Raw genomic sequence first — 20,729 nt, 5'->3', positions numbered from 1 at the left:
GGTCTCCTTGGTGTGCAGCGCCGTCGACGCAAGAGCCTCTGGTACTGGAGACTTGATTCGGCGGCCGAATAATCAAGCACCGTAGACGCACCAAGTTCTGCCGATCTACGCGCTATCCGTAACAAGATTGTTAATTCGCCCGCGCAAAAAGCCCCTGCGCCCGGGCAACGGCGGGCGATGGTGCAGACTCGTGCCGCCAGCTTGTTCCAGGTCCGGCGGAAGTGCGGGAAGCCCCCACTCGCGCCGGACCGCAGAGACGGAGGATGCCCGTGGCCCAGATCGCGCGCCCCCGGGTCGGCGTACCGCGGCTCGAGCGGGAGATTCTCGTGCTCGTGTCGAGCGGCCGCGCCCGGTCCCGCAAGGAGATCGCCGACTCGCTCGGCATCGCACCGTCCACCGTGTCGCAACGGGTGCAGGCGATGCTCGCCTCGGGCGCCCTGGAGGAGACGGGCGAGGGCGCCTCCAGCGGCGGACGGCGCCCCCGCGCCCTGCGCGTGCCGGGCAGCACGGGCTACCTCGGCGTCGTCGATGTCGGCGGCACCCACGCGCGCCTCGGGATCCTGCGGCACGGCGGCGAGCTCGCCACGACGACCGAGGTGGCGATCGCGATCGCGGACGGCCCGGAACCGGTGCTGACGCAGGTCACCGAGGTTCTGCGCGAGCTGGCGGGCACCGCGTCGGATGGCGGCCAGGCGCCGGCCGGCGGTCGGCTGCTCGGCGTCGGCATCTCCCTGCCCGGTCCGGTCGACGTCGCCCGCCGCGCCCTCGACTCGCCGTCGCGCATGCCGGGGTGGTCGGGGTTCGACGTCGGGACCTGGCTCGAGGGAGCCCTCGATGTCCCGGCGGTGGTCGAGAACGACGCCAACGCGATGGCCGTCGGTGAGCACTTCGGGCACGCGCGCCGGCACCGGCACTCGGTGTCGGTCAAGGCGGGCAGCGCCATCGGCGCCGGCATCCTGGTCGACGACCGCCTGTACCGCGGCGCGGGCGGCGGCGCCGGCGACATCACGCACACCCGCGTACCCGCCGGGGGCGACACCCCGTGCACCTGCGGCAACCGCGGCTGCCTGGAGACGGTGGCCTCGGGCGCACACCTGGTGCGGCTCCTGCGGGAGCAGGGGTACGACGTCGCGGCGACCGCCGACGTCCTGCGCCTCGTGCGGGACGCCGACCCAGTGGCGACCACGCTCGCCCGGACCGCCGGCCGGCACCTGGGCGAGGTGCTGTGCACGGTCGTCAACTTCTTCAATCCTGGCGCCGTGTACCTGGGCGGCGCGCTGTCCACGCTCGAGCCGTTCGTCTCGGCGATCCGCAGCCAGATCTACGAGGGCGCCCACCCGCTGACGACCCGCGACCTGGTGATCGCGCCGTCCGGCCTGGGCGCCGACGCCAACCTCGTGGGCGTGGGCCGCCTCCTGGAGGACACGCTGGTGCCGCACGCCCTCGCCACCACCGCACCGGAAGGAACCCGATGACCAGCTCCCGCCCCCGCGTCGCGATCGCCGGCATGTCGATCGAGTCCAGCACCTTCTCGCCGCACCGCTCCGGCTGGGAGGCGTTCACGCTCCGCCGCGGCGACGAGCTGGTGGCGCACTACCCGTTCCTCGCCGACGGAGCTCCCCTGCGCGACGCCGCCGACTGGACCGGCGTGCTGCACGCCCGCTCGCTGCCGGGCGGGGCAGTGCCCGCCGACGTCTACGAGTCCGTACGTGACGAGATCGTCGCGACGCTGCGCGGCCGGCAGGCCGAGCACGGCCCGTACGACGGCGTGCTGCTCGACATCCACGGCGCGATGACCGTCGTCGGGCGGGACGACGCCGAGGCCGACCTCGCGGCGGCCGTACGCGCCGCCGTCGGACCCGGGACGCTGATCAGCACCACCATGGACCTGCACGGCAACGTGCCGCGCGAGCTCGCCGAGGTCAGCGACCTGATCACGTGCTACCGCATGGCCCCGCACGAGGACGTATGGGAGACGCGGGAGCGGGCCGCCACCAACCTGCTGTCGCGGCTGCGGTCCGGCGGCGCCCCGAAGAAGGCCTGGCTGCAGGTCCCCGTGCTGCTCCCAGGCGAGAAGACGAGTACACGGATCGAGCCCGCGGCGTCGATCTACGCGGACGTCGCGCGGGTCGCCGGGCTGCCCGGCGTGGTCGACGCCGCGCTCTGGGTCGGGTACGCGTGGGCGGACGAGCCGAGCTGCCGGGCCGCCGTCGTCGTCACGGGTGACGACGAGGAGGTGATCCTGCGCGAGGCCGAACGGCTGGGCCGCCGGTACTGGGACGCGCGCGACGAGTTCGCGTTCGTGGCGCCGGCCGCCCCGTACGAGGAGTGCGTGGCGACGGCCCTGGCGAGCGACCAGCGGCCGTACTTCCTGTCCGACTCGGGCGACAACCCGACCGCCGGCGGCGCGGGCGACGTCACCTGGACGCTCGCGCGCCTGCTGGCCGAGCCGGCCTTCGCCGCGACACCCGAGGACGGCGACGACGTCGGCCCGGTCGCGACCGGCGGCCGCACCGCGATCTACGCCTCACTGCCCGACGCTGCAGCGGCCCGCGAGGTCGCGAAGGCCTGGGCGGAGCACGGCACGGGCGCCGAGGTCGACGTCGAGGCGGGCGCCCGGGTGGACGACGGCCCGCACGGGCCCGTTCGGCTGCGCGGCGTCGTGGAGCACGTCAGCGAGGGCGACCCCGACGCCGGGACGGTCGCCGTCGTCCGCGTGGGCGGGCTGCGCGTGATCCTCACGGAACGGCGCAAGCCCTACCACCTGGAGTCCGACTTCACGTCGATCGGGCTGGACCCGCGCGGGACCGACGTCGTCGTGGTGAAGATCGGCTACCTGGAGCCTGACCTGTACGACATGGCGGCCGACTGGATGCTGATGCTCACCCCGGGCGGCGTCGACCAGGACCTGCTCCGCCTGGGCCACCACCGCCTGACGCCCCCGACCCACCCCTTCCACACGTTCGCGACCGACCCAAACCTCACCCCCACCCTCCTCTAACCCGCTGAGTGCTGGATATTCGCCCCTCTGACACATGAAGAAGGGCGAATATCCAGCACTCAACGGTCGGAGGGATCAGGCCTCCGCTACCAGGGAGAAGAGGTCCTTCGGGTCTTCCGGCTCCGCGATGAGGTCGAGGTGCTGGAGCAGCTCCGGCGCGTTCGCCGTCACGTCCTCCAGCACGAACTTCAGCGCGGTCCAGTCCTCCACGGCGAACCCGACGGAGTCCCACACGATCAGCTCGTCGGCGTTCTGCCGCCCCGAAGCCACACCCGTGACGACCTGCCACAGCTCCGTGACCGGGAAGTCCGGCGCCTGGTGCTGGATCTCGCCCTCGATACGGGTCTGCTCGGGCAGCTCCACGAACACGCTCGCACGGGCGACGATCGCTGCGTCCAGCTCCGTCTTGCCCGGGCAGTCCCCGCCGATCGCGTTGATGAACACCCCGCCCGTGACGTCGGCGTCGTGCAGCACCGTCGCGTTCTGCTTGTCGGCGGTGCAGGTGGTGATGACGTCCGCGCCGCGGACGGCGTCAGCGGCGTCGACCGCCATGACCACGTCGAAGCCGAGCGCCTTGGCGTGCCGGGCCAGCTTCTCCATGGCGAGCGGGTCGACGTCGAAGATGCGGAGCGTCTCGATGCCCAGCTCGGCGCGCATGCCGAGCGCCTGGAACTCGGCCTGCGAGCCGCAGCCGATCAGCGCCAGGGTGCGGGACTCGGCCGGAGCCAGGTACCGGGCGGCAAGGGCCGACGTCGCGGCCGTGCGGAGGGCGGTGAGCAGCGTCATCTCGGCGAGGAACGTCGGGTAGCCGTTGCCGACGTCGGCGAGCACACCGATCGCCGTCACCGTCTGGAACCCGTTCGTCGGGTTGAGCGGGTGCCCGTTGACCAGCTTGAAGCCGTAGGTCGTGTCGTCGGAGGTGGGCATGAGCTCGATCACGCCCTCCTTCGAGTGCGACGCGATGCGCGGCCTCTTGTCGAGCTCGGGCCAGCGCGCGAAGTCGCGCTCCAACGCGTCGGTCAGGGCGGCGATGGCCGCCTCGGGGCCGCGGCGGGCCACCCAGCGGGCGGTGGCGGCGACGTCGAGATACGGGACTGTGGTCATCGCTGGGTCTCCTCGGAGGTGGCGGGGCGCAGCTCGAGCGTGCAGCACTTGACCGAGCCGCCGCCCTTGAAGATCTCGGACAGGTCGACGCCGACGGGGACGAAGCCCCGCTCCTTGAGCGCGTCGGCGTAGTCGCGGGCACGGTCGCTGAGGAACACGTGCAGCCCGTCGGACACGACGTTCAGGCCCAGCACGGCGGCGTCGTCGGCACCGACCAGGATCGCGTCGGGGAACAGTCGGCGCAGCGTCTCCTGCGCGGCGGGGCTGAACGCCTCGGGGTAGTAGGCCACCACGGTCTCGCCGGAGACGGCACCGTCGTCGAGCACCGAGAGAGCGGTGTCGAGGTGGTAGTAGCGCGGGTCGACGAGCTCGAGCGGGATCAGCTCGATGCCCTGCTCTGCCAGTTCCAGGCGCTCGGCCACCTCGGTGTGGCCGGCGGGCGTGGTGCGGAAGCCGGTGCCCGCGAGCAGCAGCTTGCCGATCAGCAGGAGGTCGCCCTCGCCCTCCATGGTCTCGACGGCCTCGCCGAGCCGGCGGTAGGGCGCCGCGGCGGCGGTGTCGAACCAGCGGTCGTACGCGGGGCCCTCGGCCGCGCGCTCGGGGAACGTGAACCGGGCGGCGAGCGCCCGTCCGCCGACGACGATCCCGCCGTTGGCCGCGTAGACCATGTCGGGCAGGCCGGGCTCGGGCTCGATCACGTCGACCCGGTGGCCGCGGGCCTCGTAGGCGGCGCGCAGCGCCTCCCACTGAGCGAGCGCCTTGGCGGTGTCGACGGGCGACGACGGGTCCATCCAGGGGTTGATGGCGTAGACGACGTCGAAGTACGTGGGCGGGCACATGAGGTAGTGCCGGGGTGTCGCGGTGCGCTGCGCGGTGGTCTGCGTCAGAGGCGCGGTGGTCTGCGTCATGCCGTGAGGCTACGTGCGGACTGATTCACAACAACCATGCTTCCGTTGTGCATTCAGCCACGGTTTCTTGCGCAATCGCGCGCTGTACTGAACGATTCGTTCATGGATGCCGTGAACCGGGCAATCGTCGGCGAGCTGCTGCGCGACGGACGTGCCACGTACCAGGAGGTCGGCAGCGTCGTCGGCCTCTCCGCGCCCGCCGTGAAGCGCCGGGTGGACCTCATGATCGCCCGCGGGGAGATCGCGGGCTTCACCGTGCGGGTGGACCCGCAGGCGATGGGCTGGACGCTGGAGGGTTACGTCGAGATCTTCTGCTCCGGCATCGTCTCGCCTGCGGTGCTCGAGCGCGACTTCGCGCCCATCCCTGAGGTGGTCCGGGTCTCCACGGTGACCGGCGACGCCGACGCGATGGTGCACGTCATGGCCGCGAACATGGAGCAGATCGAGCACGTGGTGGAGCGCATCCGGACGGTCACGCACGTGGTCAAGACGCGGACGGCGCTCGTGATGTCGCGCGTCGTCGACCGTCCGGGCGCCTGACATGACCGGGCCGGGCCCGCTACGCCTTAGGGTGTCCTAACAGGACTTTCCCTATCGGACCGGAGGGCGCCCCCGATGCTCAGAACCACGGTCTCCGACGACGTCGCCGGCTGGCTCGACGTACTCGGACCTCTCGCGTTCTACCTGGTCGTCTGGGGCCTCGTCTTCGTCGGCACCGCGTTCTTCGTGGGCGTCTTCATCCCGTTCCTCACCGGGGACGGCCTGCTGTTCGGCGCCGGCATCGTCGCCGGCAGCACCGACCGCATAGACATCTGGGTGCTCGCGATCGGTGTCGGCGTCGCGGCGGTGGCGGGCGACCAGGTCGCGTTTCTCCTGGGCCGCAGGTACGGGCGGCCGTACCTAAGCTCCCGGAAGGGCCGCTGGGTGCAGTCGATGGTGGTGCGCACCGAACGGTTCTACGAGCTGTTCGGCTGGTGGTCGGTGGTCATCGGCCGCTACATGCCGTGGGCGCGCGTGTTCGTCCCGGTGATCGCGGGGGTCGGCGGCATGCCGTACCTGCGCTTCCTCACGGCGAACGTGTTCGGGGCGCTCAGCTGGGCGGTCCTCATCACGGTGCTCGGGTATTTCGCGGCGTCGGACCCGTCGGTACGCCCCATCGCGTACGTGGTCGCGGGTGTCGTCATCGCGGCGTCGGTGGTAGCGGGCATCCGCGCCTGGCACCAGGACCGAACCACCAGCACGACGACTTCCGCGTAGCCGCCACGAGAACGGGGTTGTGTTCGTCTTGGCGGGCCTACCGAACACAACCCCGTTCTCACCCGCTCGCGCCGGGGGATCAAGCGGGCGCTTCGGGGGATCAACCGCCGCGGGTGGGTTGCGGCGAGGGTAGAAGGCATGCCTTCCCAGAACGTCTCGGTGAGCACCCCACCCGGGGCCGCGGGCAGCCGACCAGCCGGCACCGTCGCCCCTCCGCGCCGCACCTGGACCCCCGTCGCGGCGCTCTCGTTCGGCATCGCCATGGTGCTCATGGGCGAGTTCCTCCCGGCGAGCGTGCTGCCTGCCCTCGCAGCCGACGTCGGGGTGAGCGAGGGCCGGGCCGGTCTCGCGGTAGCCGCTACGGCGATCGCCGGCGCGTTCACCGCGCCGAGCGTCGCCGTGCTGCTTCCCCGGACCGACCGCCGCACGGTGCTCGTCGTCCTCCTCGCGATCGCGGCGCTCTCGAACGTCGCGGTGGCGCTCGCGCCGAGCTTCGCCGTGCTCCTGGTCGGCCGGCTGCTGCTCGGTGTCGCACTGGCGGGCTACTGGTCGTTCGCCTTCGGCGCCGGCACCCACGCCGTGCCGGGCAAGGATCGCCTGGTCTCGTCCGCGCTGGCGTTCGGCACCAGCATCGCGACGGTGGTCGGTATCCCGCTCGCCTCCGTCGTGGGGGACGCCGTCGGCTGGCGGGCCACGTTCGGCGGCACCGCGGTGCTCACCGCGCTCGGCGCCGTCGCGCTCACCATGGCGCTGCCCTCGGTCCCGCCCCATCCGGGGGCCGGCCTGCGCATGCTGCGCGCGGCCCTGCGCAACGGGCGGCTCATGGCGGGCATCGCGTGCGTGGTGCTGGTCGCGCTCGGCAACTTCGCCGCGTACCCCTACATCCGCATAGCCATCGAGGACGTGGACCCGGCCGCTACCACGTGGCTGCTGCTCACGTGGGGCCTCGGCGGGCTGGTGGGTACCCTGCTGGCCGGCGTGCTCGCCCGGTGGCTGCGGCCGCTGGCCGCCGTCGCACCCGTCGTGCTCTCCGCCTCGCTCGTGCTGGCGGCGTTCGCCACCTCGCTGCCCGTGCTCGCGGTCGCCATGGTGCTGTGGGGCCTCTCCATCAGCATGATGCCGGTGATCACACAGCTCTGGGTCACCAGGGTCGAGCCGGAGCGGGCGGAGTCCGCGATGTCGCTGCAGGTCACCGCCTTCCAGGTAGCGATAACCGTCGGCGCAGCCCTGGGCGGCGCGCTACTGGACGGGCACGGCGTCCAGTCGTTGCTGCTGGTCGGCGCGGGAGCGGCGGTCGCGGCCGGGATCGGCTGGGCGGTCCTGCGGGTGCCCCGCACCTGAGACCGGCCACGGGGCCGACGCCGCCGTCCGGCCCGGACGGGCTGCCGGTGCCGGCGGGACCGACGGGACCCAGGGCCGACAGCGGCGCGCGGCCGACGTCGGCCCGACGGGCGCCACCGGCCCGGACCGCCACGCGAGCGGCGAGACGCCGTGGTCCACCGCGAACGCCCTGCTGAACGCCGCGACCGAGCCGTACCCCACCTCGAACGCGACCCGGGTCACGGAGAGCCGCTCGACGGCGAGCAGCGTGCGCGCCCGGTGCATCCGCACCTCCCGCAGCACCCGCATGGGGCTATGCCCTGTCGCGCGGCGGAACCGCCCGGTGAGGGCCGAACGCGACAGGTGGACCAGGCCCGCCATCTCGTCGAGCGTCCACGGCTCCCCCGGCCGGGCCACCAGCTCGGCCACCACGTGAGCCACCGCTGTGTCGCGCTTCAGCGTCGTCATCTGCCACTCCATATGAAGCGGAGCCACGGAAGCGGGCGGGCTATTCCCGCCCGGGGCCGATCCGAACGTGCGGACCGGCGGCGCGCGCTCGGCCGGGCGATCAACAGGGGGCGTCAGCGGATCAAGTGACCTCAGGAGCCGGCGGCGACGCTGGAACCATGCCAACTCAGAGCGTCGCGCCGAGCGCACCACCCAGCTCGACCGTCCCCGTCCCCGTCCCAGCGAGCACCCCGACCTGGACACCCGTCATCGCGCTCTCCTTCGGGATCGCGATCCTGGTCGCGAGCGAGTTCCTGCCCGCGAGCGTGCTGCCGGGCCTCGCCGCCGACATCGGCGTGAGCGAGGGCACGGCGGGCCTGGCCGTCGCCGCGACGGCGATCGCCGGAGCCTTCACCGCGCCGAGCATCGCGGTGCTCCTCCCCCGGACCGACCGGCGCAAGGTCATGCTCGGGCTGCTCGCCGCCGCCGCCGTGTCGAACCTCGCGGTCGCCCTCGCGCCCAGCTTCGCGGTGCTGCTGATCGGCCGCCTCCTGCTCGGCGTCGCCATCGCCGGGTACTGGTCGTTCGCCTTCGGCGTCGGCACCTACGCCGCCCCCGGCAAGGACCGCGTGGTGTCGTCCGCCATCTCGTTCGGCGTCAGCATCGCGACGGTGCTCGGCGTCCCGCTCGGGTCGATCGTCGGCGACGCGGTCGGCTGGCGGACGGCCTTCGGAGGCGCCGCCGCACTCTGCGCGCTCAGCGCGGTCGCGCTCGCGATCGCCCTCCCCTCCGTCCCGGCCCACCCGACGGCGGGCCTGCAGATGCTGCGCGAGGCGCTGCGCAGCACACGGCTGATGGCCGGCATCGGCTGCGTGGTGCTGGTCGCTTTCGGCAACTTCGCGGCGTACCCGTACATCCGCCTCGCGATCGACCGCATCGATCCCGGCGCCACCACCTGGATGCTCCTGGCATGGGGTGCCGGCGCCGTCACCGGCACGATCGTGGCGGGGATGCTCGCGCGCTGGCTGCGCCCGCTGGCCGGGGCCGCGCCGATCGCGCTCGGCGTCGCACTGGTGCTCACGGCGAACGCCCCGTCCGTGCCGGTACTGGCCGTCGCGGTGGTCCTGTGGGGCTTCTCGTTCAACATGATCCCCGTCATCGTCCAGCTCTGGGGCGCCCGGGTCGAGCCCGAGCGGACCGAGTCGGCGATGTCGCTCAGCGTCACGGCCTTCCAGGTGGCGATCACCGCGGGCTCGGCGCTGGGCGGGTTGCTACTGGACGGGTACGGCGTCCGGCCACTGCTGCTGGTCGGCGCGGGCGCGGCGGTGGCAGCGGGGATCGGCTGGGCGGTCCTGCGGATACCGCGCTCCTGACGCCCTCCACCCGAGCGGTGAGACGCCATGGTCCGCGGCGAACGCCCGGCTGAACGCCGCGACCGAGCCGTAGCCCACCTCGAACGCGACCCGCGTGACCGCCAGGCACTGCTCGGTGAGGAGCGTGCGGGCCCGGTGCATCCGCACCTCCCGCAGCATCCGCATCGGGCTGTGCCCGGTCGCCCGGCGGAACCGGTCGGTCAGCGCCGAGCGCGACAGGTGCACCAGGCCGGCCATCCGGTCGAGCGTCCACCGCTCGCCCGGGCTCGCCGCGAGGGCGGCGACCACCTCGGCGACCTCCGGGTCGTCGGCCGGGCCCCGTACGCCGTCGGCCTGGCCGACGAGCGCGTCTACAGGTCGGGACATGGCGGAGATCGCCGCGCCGATGAGGCCCGCGTAGGCCGCCGCGAACCGGTCCGCCTTGCACGGCACGCTGAGCGGGCAGGTGGTCACGAGGGCGACGACGCCGCGGTGCTCGTCGCCAAACCCCCGCAGGACCAGCGGGCTCGACCACGGCGTGGGGGCCTCGCGCCGGAGGTCCCCGGACACGAGGTCGGTGTCGACATCGGCGGTGAGCCGGTACGCCGTCCGGGGATCGACGAGCACGGCGTCGCCGGGCAGGATCGTCCGGCGACCGCCGGCCGTCTCGAGCGTCGCGGCACCGGACAGGATCAGGGCCCACAGGGCACCGGACCGCACCAGCGTCGCGTCAGCAGGTAGCTGCTCGCGCTTCAGCGTCGTCATGTCCCATTCCATACGAAGCGGAGCCACGAACGCGCGCGGCGTATTCCCGGAGCCGCCGGCGCGCTGACCTGGCCCTTGCCCTGACATACTGCGGGTGGCGTGCCCGCAGGTCATGCCACAGCCAAGGAGTGAACATGCTGATCGCCGGTCTCGTGCTCGCGGGCCTTGCAGCCCTGGTCCACGTCTACATCTTCTATCTGGAGGCCTTCGCCTGGACCGACCCGAAGACGTTGGCGACGTTCGGGATGACCGCGGAGCAGGCAGAGGCGACGCGGCCGATGGCGCTGAACCAGGGTTTCTACAACCTGTTCCTCGCGATCGTCACGGGCGTCGGCATCGTCTTCACGGCCACCGGGTCGACGGCGGTGGGCGCCGCCCTCGTGCTCGCCGGAGCCGGCTCGATGGCCGCGGCGGCGCTCGTACTGGTGATCTCGGACCCGACCAAGCGCGACGCGGCACTGAAGCAGGGCCTCGTCCCGCTGCTGGCGATCATCACGGTCACGATCGCCCTCCTCCTCTGACATCCCGTTGAGTGCTGGATATTTGTCCATCTGAGAGCCTCAGATGGACAAATATCCAGCACTCAACGGGCGGGGTGGGGGGGTGTTGCGGAGGCGGCGCAGCATGCGCGGGTCCTGGAAGCCGACCATGTGGGCCGCTGACTCGACAGTGGCGCCGTGGCCGATCAGGTGCTCTGCCCGTTCGAGCCGCAGCAGCTGCTGGTAGCGCAGCGGCGTCATCCCGGCGGCCTGGGTGAAGAGCCTGGTCAGCGTGCGGGCGGCGACCCCGGCGTGCGCGGCCAGGTCGGCGAGCGGCAGGGTCCGCGCGAAGTGGGCGTCTATGTGGTTCTGCACCCGGTGGACCGTGTCGTCGACGTGCGACCGGTGCCGCAGCATCGCGCTGGCCTGCGGCTCCGTCCCGTTCCGGCGCGTGTAGACCACCATCTCGCGGGCCACCCGAGCGGCGAGCGCAGGGCCGTGCCGCATGGCGAGCAGGTGCAGCGACAGGTCGATGCCGCTCGCGATGCCCGCGGAGGTGACCACGCCGCCGTCCGTGGTGAAGAGGACGTCCCGGACCACGTGCGCCCGGGGGTAGCGGGCGGCGAGGTCGTCCTGGACGGCGTGGTGGGTGGTGCAGCGCCGGCCGTCGAGCAGGCCCGCCTGGCCGAGGGCGTCCGCCCCCGCGCACACGCTCGCGACGGTGCCGCCCGCACCGTGGTGGGCGGCGAGCCGCTCGCGCAGCGAGACGCTCAGCCGGGGCCAGGCGACCTTGACGCCGCCGATGCGCCAGCCGGGTACGACGACGAGGTCGTCGGGGCCCACCTCCGGCCAGTCGGTACCCGCGACGAGCGGGAGGCCCTGTGCCGAGGCGACCACACCGGCGTCGTGCCCGGGACCGCCGGCCCCGCCACCTCCACGACCGGTCACGGAACCATCCGGCTCGACGCCGGACACGTACCGCAGGTCGTAGGGCCGGCCGAAGTCGCCCGCCGTGAAGAAGGCCTGCGCGGGGCCCGCCAGGTCGAGCAGGTGGACCCCGGGCAGCAGCACGAAGACGACAGTGGTCACGCGGTCGATGCTGCCACGCCCGCCTCGGCCTCGGCCTCGGACTCGAGCTCCGCGACGGTGGCGATGCGGGCGAACCGGTCGCGGAGCACGGCCTCGGTGCGCTCCAGGATGTCGGCGGCGCTGAACCGGCCGAGCGGGTCCGTGCTGGTGGCATCGCTCACGAACGTCATGGCGTAGCCGAGGTCGGAGCCGACGCGCGTGGTGGTCTCCACGCACTGCTCGGCCCGGATGCCGCAGACACGCAGCTCCCCCACGCCGTGCGCGGTGAGGATCTGCTGGAGGTTGGTGGTCGTGAACGCGTTGTGCGAGGTCTTGCGGAGCACCGGCTCCTCGGGCAGGGGCCCGCTCAGCTCGGCGAACAGCCGGACGTTGCCGGACTCCGGGTCGAACGCGTTACCCGTCCCCGGCTCGGTGTGCAGCACCCAGACGACGAGGTCCCCGGCCGCACGAGCCAGGTCGACGAGCCGGTTGACGGGCTCCGCGACCGCGGGGTTGAGCGTGTCTGCCCACTGCGGGCGGACACGGAAGGACTCCTGGACGTCTACGACGATCAGCGCTCGGTTCATCCCTCCAGTCTGGCCACAGCGGCGCGCGAACGGGAGGCCGGATCGGGCCGTGAGGCGGACGGATCTGGCCACGCCACACGCTCGACGCGGGTGGTCGGCAAAAGGTCAGGTGATCGGCAACTCGGGTTGCCGATCACCTGACCTTCTACCGACTACTGCCCGGGCGGGCCCTGCCCGCCCCGCGGTGCGTCAGGCCTTGACGAAGGCCAGCAGCGCCTCGTTGACCTCGGCCGCGTGGGTCCAGAGCAGGCCGTGCGGCGCGCCCTCGATCTCGACGTACTCCGCCTCGGGGAACGCCTTGTGGAACGGGCGGGCCGTGGCGTCGATCGGGAGGATGTTGTCCTTGGTCCCGTGCAGGATCAGGGACGGCTTGCCCGCGGCACGCACCGCCTCGACGTCGGCCCGGAAGTCCTCGATCCAGGCCGAGACGACGGCGTAGGCCGCGACCGGCGCGCTGCCCGTCGCCGTGTTCCAGCTGGCCGTGACGACCTCCTGGCTGATCCGGCTGCCGAGGTTCTCGTCCAGGTTGTAGAAGTCCTGGTAGAAGTTCGTGAACCAGGCGAACCGGTCGGCGTGGGCCGTCTCACGGATCCCGTCGAAGACGGACTGCGGCACGCCGGTCGGGTTGTCGTCGGTCGCGACGAGGAACGGCTCCAGCGACGCGAGGAAGGCCAGCTTGGCGACGCGCTCGTGACCGTGGTTCTTCACGTAGCGGGCGAGCTCGCCGGTACCCATCGAGAAGCCGACAAGGATGACGTCGCGCAGGTCGAGCGTGTTCAGGACCGTGTCGAGGTCCGCGGCGAAGGTGTCGTAGTCGTAGCCCTCCCCGACCTTGCTCGACTGGCCGAACCCGCGGCGGTCGTACGTGATGACGCGGTACCCGGCGGCGATCAGCTCACGCGACTGGCGCTCCCAGCTGTTGCCGTCCAGCGGGTACCCGTGGATGAGGACGACCGGCTGCCCCGTGCCGTGGTCCTCGTAGTAGAGCTCGGTGGTGGTGCTGTTCTCGGTGCCGACCGTGATGAAACCCATGATCCGATTCCTCTCGTGAGTCCTGCTGCCCCGGCGGAGAACGATCGTTCTCCGCCGATATCCGCTACAGTAGAGAACGATCGTTCTCCGCGCAAGTCGTGCGGAGCGAAAAGTGGGGTGAGATCGGATGATCGACGAGAAGACCGCTCGCGAGGCCGTGGTCCAGGCCGCGGACGAGCTGTTCTACGCGCATGGCGTCCAGGCGGTGGGCATGGATGCCGTGCGGACGGCGGCGGGCGTGTCCCTCAAGCGGATCTACTCGCTCTTCGCCTCGAAGGACGAGCTGATCGTCGCGGTGCTCCGCCACCGCACCACGGTCTGGGACTCCGGCCTCGCGTCGGCGTCGGAGCGGGCGACGTCGGCGCGCGAGCGCATCCTCGCCGTCTTCGACTTCCTCGACGTCTGGTTCCGGGAGCCGGACTTCCGCGGGTGCGCGTTCATCAACACGCACGGCGAGCTGGGCGCCTCCTCGACGGCGGTGGCGGACGCCGTCCGCGAGCAGAAGCGCAGCTTCCAGGAGTACGTCGCCCGTCTCGTGTCGGACGCCGGCGCGCCCGCCACCCTGGCGCCGCAGCTCGCGATCCTCGCCGAGGGCGCACAGACCACCGCCGCCATCGCGGGCACCCCGGAGGCCGCGCGCCAGGCCCGCGCGGCGGCGGAAACCCTGCTGGACGTAGCAACTGCGAGAGGATGAGCACATGACGACCGACGACACCACCGGCGGCGGACCGGCAGCCACTCCGTACGCCCTGCAGACCGGCCCCCACGAGGGTGACTTCGCGTTCCGCTGGGCGTACGGCAACCCCGAGGCACCGTTCACCATCATGGAGTTCGGCGACTTCGAGTGCCCGTACTGCGGTGCGGCCAAGCCCGTGCTGCACGAGCTCGTCAACGGCTCCGAGGGCCAGGTCCGCCTGGTATGGCGCCACTTCCCCCTGTTCGAGCCGCACCCGTACGCGCTGACAGCGGCCCTCGCCGCCGAGGCCGCGGGACACCAGGGGGCGTTCTGGCCGATGGCGGGCCTGCTCTTCAAGAACCAGGACAGCCTCGACGACGCGTCGATCATCCGTTACGGCGAGCAGCTCGGCCTCGACGACACCAGCGCCCTGATCGGTGACCCGGCCCAGCGGTTCGCCGGCGCCGTCCGCAAGGACTACCAGGCGGGCATCGACGCCGGGGTGCACGGCACACCCACGCTGTTCATCAACGGCGAGCCGTACATGGGCGCCGTCACGGTCACCGACCTGCGGGACACCATGGCGATGTCCCGCAAGCGCGCCCGCTTCCGCCGGTAGCCCGCCCGTTATCGCGCCAGAAGTGCCCGCAGGTGGGCCACCACCTCCTGCGGTGACTGCTCGGCCATGAAGTGCCCCGCGTCCAGCGTCCGGTGCTGCAGGTCGGCGGCCCATGCGGACCACAGGCCCGCCGCGTCGTAGCCGAGTGCCGCGCCCCAGTCCTGCTGGAGCACGGTGACCGGCATGGCCAGCCGCCGTCCGGCCGCCCGGTCGGCCCGGTCGTGCTCGACGTCGATCCCCGCCGACGCCCGGTAGTCCGCCACTATCGACGGCACCGCCTCCCGCGAGGCCCGCAGGTACTCGGCCCGCACGTCCGCAGGGATCGCGTCGGGGCTCGTGCCCCAGGCGTCGAGGAAGAACCCGAAGAAGTCGTCGGCGGAGGCCTCGATCATCCGCTCGGGCAGGCCCGGCGGCTGCGCCATCAGGTAGAGGTGGAACGCGACGGCCGCGTCGGCACCGTGCAGCACGTCCCACATGTCGAGGGTCGGCAGCACGTCGAGGACGGCCAGGCGCGTGACCCGGTCAGGGTGGTCCAGGCCCGCGCGGATCGCGACGAGCGCTCCCCGGTCGTGGCCCGCGAGGGCGAACGTCTCGTGGCCCAGCGCGGCGGCGAGCGCGACCACGTCCCGGGCCATGGCCCGCTTCGAGTAGGTGTCGCGGTCGAGCTCGGCGGGCTTGTCGCTCGCACCGTAACCGCGCAGGTCGGGGACGATCACCGTGTGGTCACGGACGAGGTCCGCGGCGACGTGCCGCCACATGAGGTGCGTCTGCGGAAAGCCGTGCAGCAGCACGACAGGGCTGCCGGAGCCGCCGACCGCTACGTTGAGGACGAGGTCGCCCACGGCGACGCGCTGGTAGTCGAACCCAGGGATCTTCTGTGTCATGCCCCGAATCTCCAGGACGTGGATGAGCAAGCGATGAGCAAGTGGTGAGCATGGACGTGCGGGTAGGGGTGCTCGGCCCGGTCACCGCGTGGGTCGACGGCGCGGAGGCGGCCCTGGGCGGCCCCCGCCAGCGCGCCGTCCTCGCGCGGCTGGTCGCGGCGGGCGGCCGGACGGTGACCGCCGACCGCCTGGTCCAGGACCTGTGGGCGGAACCGCCGCAGGGTGCGCTGGCCGCCGTGCGCACGTTCGTCGCGGCGCTCCGCCGCGGCCTCGAGCCCGGGCGGACGGCGCGCACCCCCGCCCGGCTGCTCGTGACCGACGGTCCGGGGTACGCGCTGCGCGACGTCGACGTGGACGCCTGGTCGTTCGAGGCGGCGGTGGCCGAGGCGCGCGACCTGGCTCCTGCCGCCGCGCGGGCGTCGCTCGACCGGGCGCTCGGCGCCTGGCGCGGCGCTCCCTACGCGGGGCTGGACCTGCCGTGGGCGGTCGCCGAGCGGGCCCGGCTGGCCGAGCTGCGGCTCGTCGCTACCGAACGCCGCGCCGAGGTGCGGATCGCGCTGGGTGACGCGGCCGACGTCGTGCCGGGTCTGGACGCGCACGTGGCCGAGCACCCATGGCGGGAGGAGGCGTGGCGCCTGCTCGCGCTCGCGCTGTACCGGTCGGGCCGGCAGGCGGACGCGCTGGCCGTGCTCCGCCGGGCGCGAGCGATGCTGGCCGACGAGCTCGGTGTCGACCCGGGGCCGCGGCTCGCGGAGCTGGAGGGCCGGGTGCTGCGGCACGAGGTCGGCGCCGACGCCGCCACGCCCGACGACGTCTGGCGGGACACCACCTCCGCGTACGAGCGAGTGGTCGCCGCCGGCGCCCGCAGCCGCCTGGAGTCGACGGCGACGCTCCTACGCACCCTGGCGCTGTCCGGTGGCGAGGGCCTGGCGGCCGCCCGCTCGCAGCGGGTGGCCGCCGTCCGCGCCGCCGAGCAGCTCAGCGACCCTGAGCTCACCGCCCGGGTGATCGGCGCGTTCGACGTCCCCGGGGCATGGACACGGTCCGACGACGCGGGCGCCGCCGCCGAGATGGTCGCCGCCGCTGAGCGCACCCTGGCCGCGCTCCCCGAGGACGCGCCCGACGCCGTCCGGGCCCGGCTGCTGGCGACCGTCGCGATCGAGTCGCGCGGGCTGCCCGGGACCCGGGGGCCGGAGGCCGCGCGTCAGGCGGAGACCCTCGCGCGGCTCGCAGGCGATCCGGCGGTGCTCGCGTTCGCCCTGGCGGGCCGGTACCTGACCGCGTTCGGACGCACGGGCCTGGCCCCCGAGCGGGACGAGCTCGGCGCGGAGCTGGTGGCCCTGGCTGCCCGGCACGGGCTGAGCACCTTCGAGATCCTGGGACACCTGGTGCGGATGCAGGCGCTGTCGGCCCTCGGCCGGTGGGAGACGGCGCAGCAGCACGCGGACGCAGCAGCCGCGCTGGGCAGGAGGCACGAACGGCCGCTGGTCGCGGTGTTCACGGGGTGGTTCGCGGCGCTGCGGGCGGCGTCGGGTTCGAGTGCCAGCGACGCCGACGCCGCTGAGGACGCCTACCGCACCGCCGCCGGGCTGCTCGACGGCTCCGGCATGCCCGGCCTGGCCGAGGGCCTGTTCCCGCTGGCGGTGCTCGCCGTGCGGGTGTGGCACGGCCTGCCGGCGGACGGCGGTTCGGCCGGCCGCGACAGCAACGTGGACAGCGCCGGCTGGGGCCCCCACGAGCCGTGGGCCCGCCCGCACCTGCTCCTGGCCCGCGGGGCGGACGCCGAGGCCGCGGCCGCCGTCCGCCGCATCCCCGACCCCCCGCCGGGCCTGCTCACCGAGGTGCTCTGGGTCCTGGCGGGGCGCGCGGCGATCGCGGTCGGCGACCGCCGGGTCGCCGAGCGGGCCAGGGCGGCACTCACCCCGGCGGCCGACGAGGTGTCGGCGGGCAGCGGCGTCCTGACCGCCGGGCCGGTGCGGGATCACCTGGACGTGCTGACGAATTTCCTCGCCCGCTGACCCGACTTGGTCCGAACCATCGGCGCAGCCCAGCGATTAGGCCCAGAAAGCACGGTTCTTTGGGCCTGATCGCTGGGTTGGCGCAGAAGAACCGTCAGGCCGGCGGGCGCCAGGCGCCGTCCGGCAGCGGCGGCGGACCGCTGGCCTCGTGGGGCGAGCACAGCGGCAGCCGGTCACCGAAGTACCGGAGAACCAGGATGCCGATGACGCCGGACAGGATCGACCCGACGATGATGCCCACCTTGGCCTCGTTGATCAGCGCTTCGTCGTCGAACGCGAGCTCGCTGACGAACAGCGCGATGGTGAACCCGATACCGCACAGGAACGCACCGCCGGCGAGGTGGCCGTAGCGCACCTGGCCGGGCAGGGTGCCGAGCCCGGTCAGGAGCGCGACCATCGCACCGGCGAAGACGCCGATCCCCTTGCCGAGCACGAGACCGACCAGCACGCCGAGCGTGACCGGACTGGACATGGCTGCGCTGATCGACTCCCCGGTGAGCGCCACCCCCGCGTTGGCCAGCCCGAACACCGGCACGACGAAGTACGAGCTCACCGGGTGCAGCGCGTCGAGGATGCGGTCGCTCGTGGGGACCGCCGACCGCGCAGCGCTGACGGCGAGGCGGGAGCGGGCCGGGTCGAGATCCTCCATGAGGGCACGCGAGTACCACCCGAGATGTCGGCGCGCCTCGTCGTCGCGCCCCCGGCGGGCGGTCGGGACCGCGAGACCGACGACGACGCCCGCGAGCGTCGGGTGCAGCCCGGACTCGAGGACCGCCACCCACAGGATCAGGCCCACGAGCAGGTACGGCGGGATCTGCCAGACGCCGATCCAGCGCATCGCGAACAGCACCAGCGTGAGCAGCGCCGCGAGCGCCAGCGCGCCCATGGAGAGCGCGTCGGAGTAGAAGATGCCGAGGAGGGCGATGGCGCCGATGTCGTCGAAGATCGCGAGCGTGAGCAGGAAGACGCGGAGCTGGTCGGGGCAGCGTGGCCCCGCGAGCGCGAGCACGCCGATGACGAACGCCGTGTCCGTGGACATCGGCAGTCCCCAGCCGGACGCGTCCGGGCCGGACGGGTTGATCAGCAGGTAGATACCGATCGGGACGGCCAGCCCGCCGATCGCCCCGAAGAGCGGCACGGACGCGGCGCGGAAGGTGCGCAGCTCGCCGACGGTGAGCTCGCGGTTGACCTCGACGCCGACCACGAAGAAGAACACGGCCATGAGGAAGTCGTTCACCCAGTGGTGCAGCGAGAGGTGCAGCTCCCAGGTACCGACCGTGAGGTTGACCGGCGTCTCCCACAGTGCGTGGTACGAGCCGCCCGCCACGTTGGCCCAGACCAGGGCGATGGCCGACGCCGCGAGCAGGAGCGTCGCTCCCCCACCCTCGGTCGCGAAGTAGCTGCGCAGTCCTGGGGACAAGCGGGGATACGGGATGTCCACCCGAGGCCGGGGTCCCGGCCGGGTCGGAACTCCGGTGGGGATCCGGTCTGTCACGGGTCAAGGATGACAGAGTCGGGCGGCGTCAGCCGATCGCTCTCGTCGCGGCGATCGTGCCGAGCAGGGCCAGCGCCTCGGCGGCCGGCGAGCCGGGGGTCGCGTGGTAGACGACGAGCTCCTGCCCCGGCACGCCGCGGACGTCGAACACGTGCACCCGCAGCTCCAGGTGGCCCACCTCGGGGTGCAGGAATCGCTTGCTGGTCAGGCGCTTCCCGCGGGCGTCGTGCTGGTCCCACATCCGCCCGAAGTCGGGGCTCTTGACACGCAGCTCGTCGACGACCGCGCGGATCACCGGGCTGCCCGGTGTGAGCCCGTCGGCCAGGCGGAGCCCGGCGACGGTGTTCTCGGCGACGGCATGCCAGTCGGGGTAGAAGGTGCGCGCGGCGGGGTCGAGGAAGGTCGCGCGGGTCAGGTTCCGGGAGAACGGGAACCCGTTGAACAGCGCCTCGCCGAGCGGGTTGCTCGCGAGCACGTCGAAGGCTCGTCCGAACACGAGCGCGGGGGTGTCCCGCCAGGAGAGCATGAGCTCCAGCAGCGCGCTGTCGACCTCCTCGACCGCCGCGGGGCTCGCCGGCCGGGGGCTGAGGCCGGCCAGCCGGTAGAGGTGCTGCCTGCCGTCGTCGTCCAGGCGCAGCACCTCGCCGAGCGAGTCCAGGACCTGCGGCGACGGGCTCACCTCGCGTCCCTGTTCGAGCCGCACGTAGTAGTCCACGCTGACGCCGGTCAGCATCGCCACCTCCTCGCGCCGCAGGCCGACGACGCGGCGCCTCCCGTACACGGGCAGGCCGAGCGCCTCCGGGGTCAGCTGCGCACGCCTGCCGCGCAGGTAGTCGCCGAGCGGTGATGCGGTCATGTCTTCGACGGTACCCGGCAGGCCGCGCGTATCCAGGGTGTGCTGCACCCAGGAGGACGGCGTCCTTCCTGGGCCCGGCGCGGCGCCGCAGCCTGGGTGCATGAGCACAGAGACGAACACCCCCAAGATCATCCTCGTCACCGGCGCGAGCAGCGGCATCGGCGAGGCCACGGCGCTCCGGCTCGCGGCGGAGGGCCACCACGTGGTGCTCGGCGCCCGCCGGACGGACCGCCTCCACGCCCTGGTCGAGAAGATCCGGGCCGACGGCGGGGCGGCGAGCGCCCACCGGCTCGACGTGACCGACCGCGACGACGTGCGCGCCGTCGCCGACCGCGTCGTCGAGGAGCACGGGCGGATCGACGTCATCGTGAACAACGCGGGCGTCATGCCCCTGTCCCGCCTCGACGCGCTGCTCGTGGACGAGTGGGACCGGATGATCGACGTCAACGTGCGCGGGCTGCTCCACGGCATCGCCGCGGTGCTGCCACACTTCGGGCGGCAGGGCGGCGGGCACGTCGTCACGGTCGCCTCGATCGGCGCGCACGAGGTGTACCCGACGTCGGCCGTGTACTCCGCCAGCAAGTTCGCCGCGTGGGCGATCACCGAGGGCCTGCGCATGGAGTCGGACCCGAGCGTCCGGGTCACCACGATCACGCCCGGCACGGTCGAGAGCGAGCTCGCGGAGCACATCTCCGACACCGGGGCGCAGACCTACATGCAGTCGTTCCGCCGCAACCTCATCCCGGCGGACGCGATAGCCCGCGCCATCTCGTTCGCCCTGGACCAGCCGGCCGACGTCGACGTGAACGAGATCATCGTGCGCCCGGCGGCCCAGCGCTGATCTGCGGGGTGGGTACGCTC

Annotated in this window: 21 protein-coding genes; 11 read left to right on the top strand and 10 right to left on the bottom strand. The window is 72.9% G+C overall.

Going from position 1 to position 20,729, the window contains the following annotated elements:
• The first annotated feature begins 269 nt into the window (after window positions 1-269).
• A complete protein-coding gene (locus ACQEVI_RS16840; protein ID WP_432900823.1) occupies window positions 270-1,475 on the top strand; it encodes an ROK family protein in 1,206 nt (401 codons plus the stop codon).
• Window positions 1,472-3,001, top strand: a complete 1,530-nt coding sequence (locus ACQEVI_RS16835) for a M81 family metallopeptidase (RefSeq protein WP_432900822.1) — start codon at window positions 1,472-1,474, stop codon at window positions 2,999-3,001. The genes ACQEVI_RS16840 and ACQEVI_RS16835 overlap by 4 nt, the downstream gene beginning before the upstream one ends.
• A 75-nt stretch (window positions 3,002-3,076) precedes the next feature.
• Here ACQEVI_RS16835 and ACQEVI_RS16830 read toward each other — a convergent pair whose 3' ends face one another.
• Window positions 3,077-4,105, bottom strand: a complete 1,029-nt coding sequence (locus ACQEVI_RS16830; protein ID WP_432900820.1) for an ornithine cyclodeaminase — start codon at window positions 4,103-4,105, stop codon at window positions 3,077-3,079.
• Complete coding sequence (gene ddaH, locus ACQEVI_RS16825; protein WP_432900818.1) at window positions 4,102-5,013, bottom strand: dimethylargininase; 912 nt, start codon at window positions 5,011-5,013, stop codon at window positions 4,102-4,104. Before ddaH ends, ACQEVI_RS16830 begins: the two co-directional genes overlap by 4 nt.
• 102 nt (window positions 5,014-5,115) lie before the next feature.
• Here ddaH and ACQEVI_RS16820 point away from each other — a divergent pair, with 102 nt between their 5' ends.
• The 3 genes from ACQEVI_RS16820 to ACQEVI_RS16810 all read left to right on the top strand — a co-directional run bounded on the left by ACQEVI_RS16820 (window position 5,116) and on the right by ACQEVI_RS16810 (window position 7,611).
• Window positions 5,116-5,553 carry an Lrp/AsnC family transcriptional regulator gene (locus ACQEVI_RS16820; protein WP_116673850.1) on the top strand — a complete coding sequence of 146 codons (438 nt, stop codon included), beginning with the start codon at window positions 5,116-5,118 and terminating at the stop codon, window positions 5,551-5,553.
• Window positions 5,554-5,628: 75 nt separating this feature from the next.
• Window positions 5,629-6,270: a DedA family protein gene (locus ACQEVI_RS16815; RefSeq protein WP_432900816.1), complete on the top strand. Its 642-nt coding sequence runs from the start codon at window positions 5,629-5,631 to the stop codon at window positions 6,268-6,270.
• Between the two features lie 138 nt (window positions 6,271-6,408).
• Window positions 6,409-7,611: an MFS transporter gene (locus ACQEVI_RS16810; RefSeq protein WP_432900814.1), complete on the top strand. Its 1,203-nt coding sequence runs from the start codon at window positions 6,409-6,411 to the stop codon at window positions 7,609-7,611.
• Here the strand turns inward: ACQEVI_RS16810 and ACQEVI_RS16805 are convergent.
• Entirely contained in the window at window positions 7,510-8,058 is a 549-nt protein-coding gene (locus tag ACQEVI_RS16805; protein ID WP_432900812.1) for a helix-turn-helix transcriptional regulator, read from the bottom strand. The two genes, ACQEVI_RS16810 and ACQEVI_RS16805, sit on opposite strands and share 102 nt — an antisense overlap.
• A gap of 158 nt (window positions 8,059-8,216) precedes the next feature.
• Between ACQEVI_RS16805 and ACQEVI_RS16800 the strand changes: the two genes are divergently transcribed.
• Window positions 8,217-9,410: an MFS transporter gene (locus ACQEVI_RS16800; RefSeq protein WP_432900810.1), complete on the top strand. Its 1,194-nt coding sequence runs from the start codon at window positions 8,217-8,219 to the stop codon at window positions 9,408-9,410.
• On the opposite strand, the gene ACQEVI_RS16795 is transcribed toward ACQEVI_RS16800, so the two are convergent.
• Window positions 9,309-10,154: an AraC family transcriptional regulator gene (locus ACQEVI_RS16795; RefSeq protein ID WP_432900808.1), complete on the bottom strand. Its 846-nt coding sequence runs from the start codon at window positions 10,152-10,154 to the stop codon at window positions 9,309-9,311. The two genes, ACQEVI_RS16800 and ACQEVI_RS16795, sit on opposite strands and share 102 nt — an antisense overlap.
• 134 nt (window positions 10,155-10,288) lie before the next feature.
• Here ACQEVI_RS16795 and ACQEVI_RS16790 point away from each other — a divergent pair, with 134 nt between their 5' ends.
• On the top strand, window positions 10,289-10,675 hold the full coding sequence (locus ACQEVI_RS16790) for a DUF1304 domain-containing protein (RefSeq protein WP_432900806.1): 387 nt from the start codon (window positions 10,289-10,291) through the stop codon (window positions 10,673-10,675).
• A 39-nt stretch (window positions 10,676-10,714) separates the two neighbouring features.
• Here the strand turns inward: ACQEVI_RS16790 and ACQEVI_RS16785 are convergent, their stop codons facing one another.
• The 3 genes from ACQEVI_RS16785 to ACQEVI_RS16775 form a co-directional block, all read right to left on the bottom strand.
• On the bottom strand, window positions 10,715-11,722 hold the full coding sequence (locus ACQEVI_RS16785) for a GlxA family transcriptional regulator (RefSeq protein WP_432900804.1): 1,008 nt from the start codon (window positions 11,720-11,722) through the stop codon (window positions 10,715-10,717).
• Entirely contained in the window at window positions 11,719-12,288 is a 570-nt protein-coding gene (locus ACQEVI_RS16780; RefSeq protein WP_432900803.1) for a cysteine hydrolase family protein, read from the bottom strand. Before ACQEVI_RS16780 ends, ACQEVI_RS16785 begins: the two co-directional genes overlap by 4 nt.
• Before the next feature lie 189 nt (window positions 12,289-12,477).
• Window positions 12,478-13,320: an alpha/beta fold hydrolase gene (locus ACQEVI_RS16775; RefSeq protein WP_432900801.1), complete on the bottom strand. Its 843-nt coding sequence runs from the start codon at window positions 13,318-13,320 to the stop codon at window positions 12,478-12,480.
• 127 nt (window positions 13,321-13,447) lie between these two features.
• On the opposite strand from ACQEVI_RS16775, the gene ACQEVI_RS16770 reads away from it, so the two are divergent.
• Both ACQEVI_RS16770 and ACQEVI_RS16765 read left to right on the top strand, forming a co-directional pair.
• Window positions 13,448-14,014: a TetR/AcrR family transcriptional regulator gene (locus ACQEVI_RS16770; protein WP_432900799.1), complete on the top strand. Its 567-nt coding sequence runs from the start codon at window positions 13,448-13,450 to the stop codon at window positions 14,012-14,014.
• A gap of 4 nt (window positions 14,015-14,018) precedes the next feature.
• On the top strand, window positions 14,019-14,615 hold the full coding sequence (locus ACQEVI_RS16765) for a DsbA family protein (protein WP_432900797.1): 597 nt from the start codon (window positions 14,019-14,021) through the stop codon (window positions 14,613-14,615).
• 8 nt (window positions 14,616-14,623) lie between these two features.
• Here the strand turns inward: ACQEVI_RS16765 and ACQEVI_RS16760 are convergent, their stop codons facing one another.
• Window positions 14,624-15,499 carry an alpha/beta fold hydrolase gene (locus ACQEVI_RS16760; protein WP_432900795.1) on the bottom strand — a complete coding sequence of 292 codons (876 nt, stop codon included), beginning with the start codon at window positions 15,497-15,499 and terminating at the stop codon, window positions 14,624-14,626.
• Between the two features lie 50 nt (window positions 15,500-15,549).
• Here ACQEVI_RS16760 and ACQEVI_RS16755 point away from each other — a divergent pair, with 50 nt between their 5' ends.
• Window positions 15,550-17,517 carry a BTAD domain-containing putative transcriptional regulator gene (locus ACQEVI_RS16755; RefSeq protein ID WP_432905972.1) on the top strand — a complete coding sequence of 656 codons (1,968 nt, stop codon included), beginning with the start codon at window positions 15,550-15,552 and terminating at the stop codon, window positions 17,515-17,517.
• A gap of 94 nt (window positions 17,518-17,611) precedes the next feature.
• Here the strand turns inward: ACQEVI_RS16755 and nhaA are convergent, their stop codons facing one another.
• Together nhaA and ACQEVI_RS16745 are read right to left on the bottom strand one after the other, a co-directional pair.
• Complete coding sequence (gene nhaA, locus ACQEVI_RS16750) at window positions 17,612-19,012, bottom strand: Na+/H+ antiporter NhaA (protein ID WP_432900793.1); 1,401 nt, start codon at window positions 19,010-19,012, stop codon at window positions 17,612-17,614.
• Window positions 19,013-19,040: 28 nt separating this feature from the next.
• Window positions 19,041-19,868: a helix-turn-helix transcriptional regulator gene (locus ACQEVI_RS16745; protein ID WP_432900791.1), complete on the bottom strand. Its 828-nt coding sequence runs from the start codon at window positions 19,866-19,868 to the stop codon at window positions 19,041-19,043.
• A 100-nt stretch (window positions 19,869-19,968) separates the two neighbouring features.
• Between ACQEVI_RS16745 and ACQEVI_RS16740 the strand changes: the two genes are divergently transcribed.
• A complete protein-coding gene (locus ACQEVI_RS16740) occupies window positions 19,969-20,709 on the top strand; it encodes an SDR family oxidoreductase (protein WP_432900789.1) in 741 nt (246 codons plus the stop codon).
• Window positions 20,710-20,729 lie beyond the last annotated feature (20 nt).

Origin of the sequence: Promicromonospora sp. CA-289599 (assembly GCF_050936155.1) — a bacterium.
In the GTDB taxonomy this organism is placed as follows: Bacteria; Actinomycetota; Actinomycetes; order Actinomycetales; family Cellulomonadaceae; genus Promicromonospora.
Note: the sequence above shows the minus strand (reverse complement) of the source record. Positions and strands in the feature narration are given on the sequence as shown.

Bases quoted from the DNA above. Each gene is read 5' to 3' on its own strand.
- ACQEVI_RS16815 (WP_432900816.1), top strand. From the start codon at position 5,629: ATGCTCAGAACCACGGTCTCCGACGACGTCGCCGGCTGGCTCGACGTA.
- ACQEVI_RS16740 (WP_432900789.1), top strand. From the start codon at position 19,969: ATGAGCACAGAGACGAACACCCCCAAGATCATCCTCGTCACCGGCGCG.
- ACQEVI_RS16795 (WP_432900808.1), bottom strand. From the start codon at position 10,154: ATGACGACGCTGAAGCGCGAGCAGCTACCTGCTGACGCGACGCTGGTG.
- ACQEVI_RS16760 (WP_432900795.1), bottom strand. From the start codon at position 15,499: ATGACACAGAAGATCCCTGGGTTCGACTACCAGCGCGTCGCCGTGGGC.
- ACQEVI_RS16755 (WP_432905972.1), top strand. From the start codon at position 15,550: ATGGACGTGCGGGTAGGGGTGCTCGGCCCGGTCACCGCGTGGGTCGAC.
- ACQEVI_RS16770 (WP_432900799.1), top strand. From the start codon at position 13,448: ATGATCGACGAGAAGACCGCTCGCGAGGCCGTGGTCCAGGCCGCGGAC.
- ACQEVI_RS16820 (WP_116673850.1), top strand. From the start codon at position 5,116: ATGGATGCCGTGAACCGGGCAATCGTCGGCGAGCTGCTGCGCGACGGA.
- ACQEVI_RS16810 (WP_432900814.1), top strand. From the start codon at position 6,409: ATGCCTTCCCAGAACGTCTCGGTGAGCACCCCACCCGGGGCCGCGGGC.
- ddaH (WP_432900818.1), bottom strand. From the start codon at position 5,013: ATGACGCAGACCACCGCGCCTCTGACGCAGACCACCGCGCAGCGCACC.
- ACQEVI_RS16805 (WP_432900812.1), bottom strand. From the start codon at position 8,058: ATGACGACGCTGAAGCGCGACACAGCGGTGGCTCACGTGGTGGCCGAG.
- ACQEVI_RS16830 (WP_432900820.1), bottom strand. From the start codon at position 4,105: ATGACCACAGTCCCGTATCTCGACGTCGCCGCCACCGCCCGCTGGGTG.
- ACQEVI_RS16835 (WP_432900822.1), top strand. From the start codon at position 1,472: ATGACCAGCTCCCGCCCCCGCGTCGCGATCGCCGGCATGTCGATCGAG.
- ACQEVI_RS16775 (WP_432900801.1), bottom strand. From the start codon at position 13,320: ATGGGTTTCATCACGGTCGGCACCGAGAACAGCACCACCACCGAGCTC.
- ACQEVI_RS16780 (WP_432900803.1), bottom strand. From the start codon at position 12,288: ATGAACCGAGCGCTGATCGTCGTAGACGTCCAGGAGTCCTTCCGTGTC.
- ACQEVI_RS16745 (WP_432900791.1), bottom strand. From the start codon at position 19,868: ATGACCGCATCACCGCTCGGCGACTACCTGCGCGGCAGGCGTGCGCAG.
- ACQEVI_RS16800 (WP_432900810.1), top strand. From the start codon at position 8,217: ATGCCAACTCAGAGCGTCGCGCCGAGCGCACCACCCAGCTCGACCGTC.
- ACQEVI_RS16790 (WP_432900806.1), top strand. From the start codon at position 10,289: ATGCTGATCGCCGGTCTCGTGCTCGCGGGCCTTGCAGCCCTGGTCCAC.
- ACQEVI_RS16765 (WP_432900797.1), top strand. From the start codon at position 14,019: ATGACGACCGACGACACCACCGGCGGCGGACCGGCAGCCACTCCGTAC.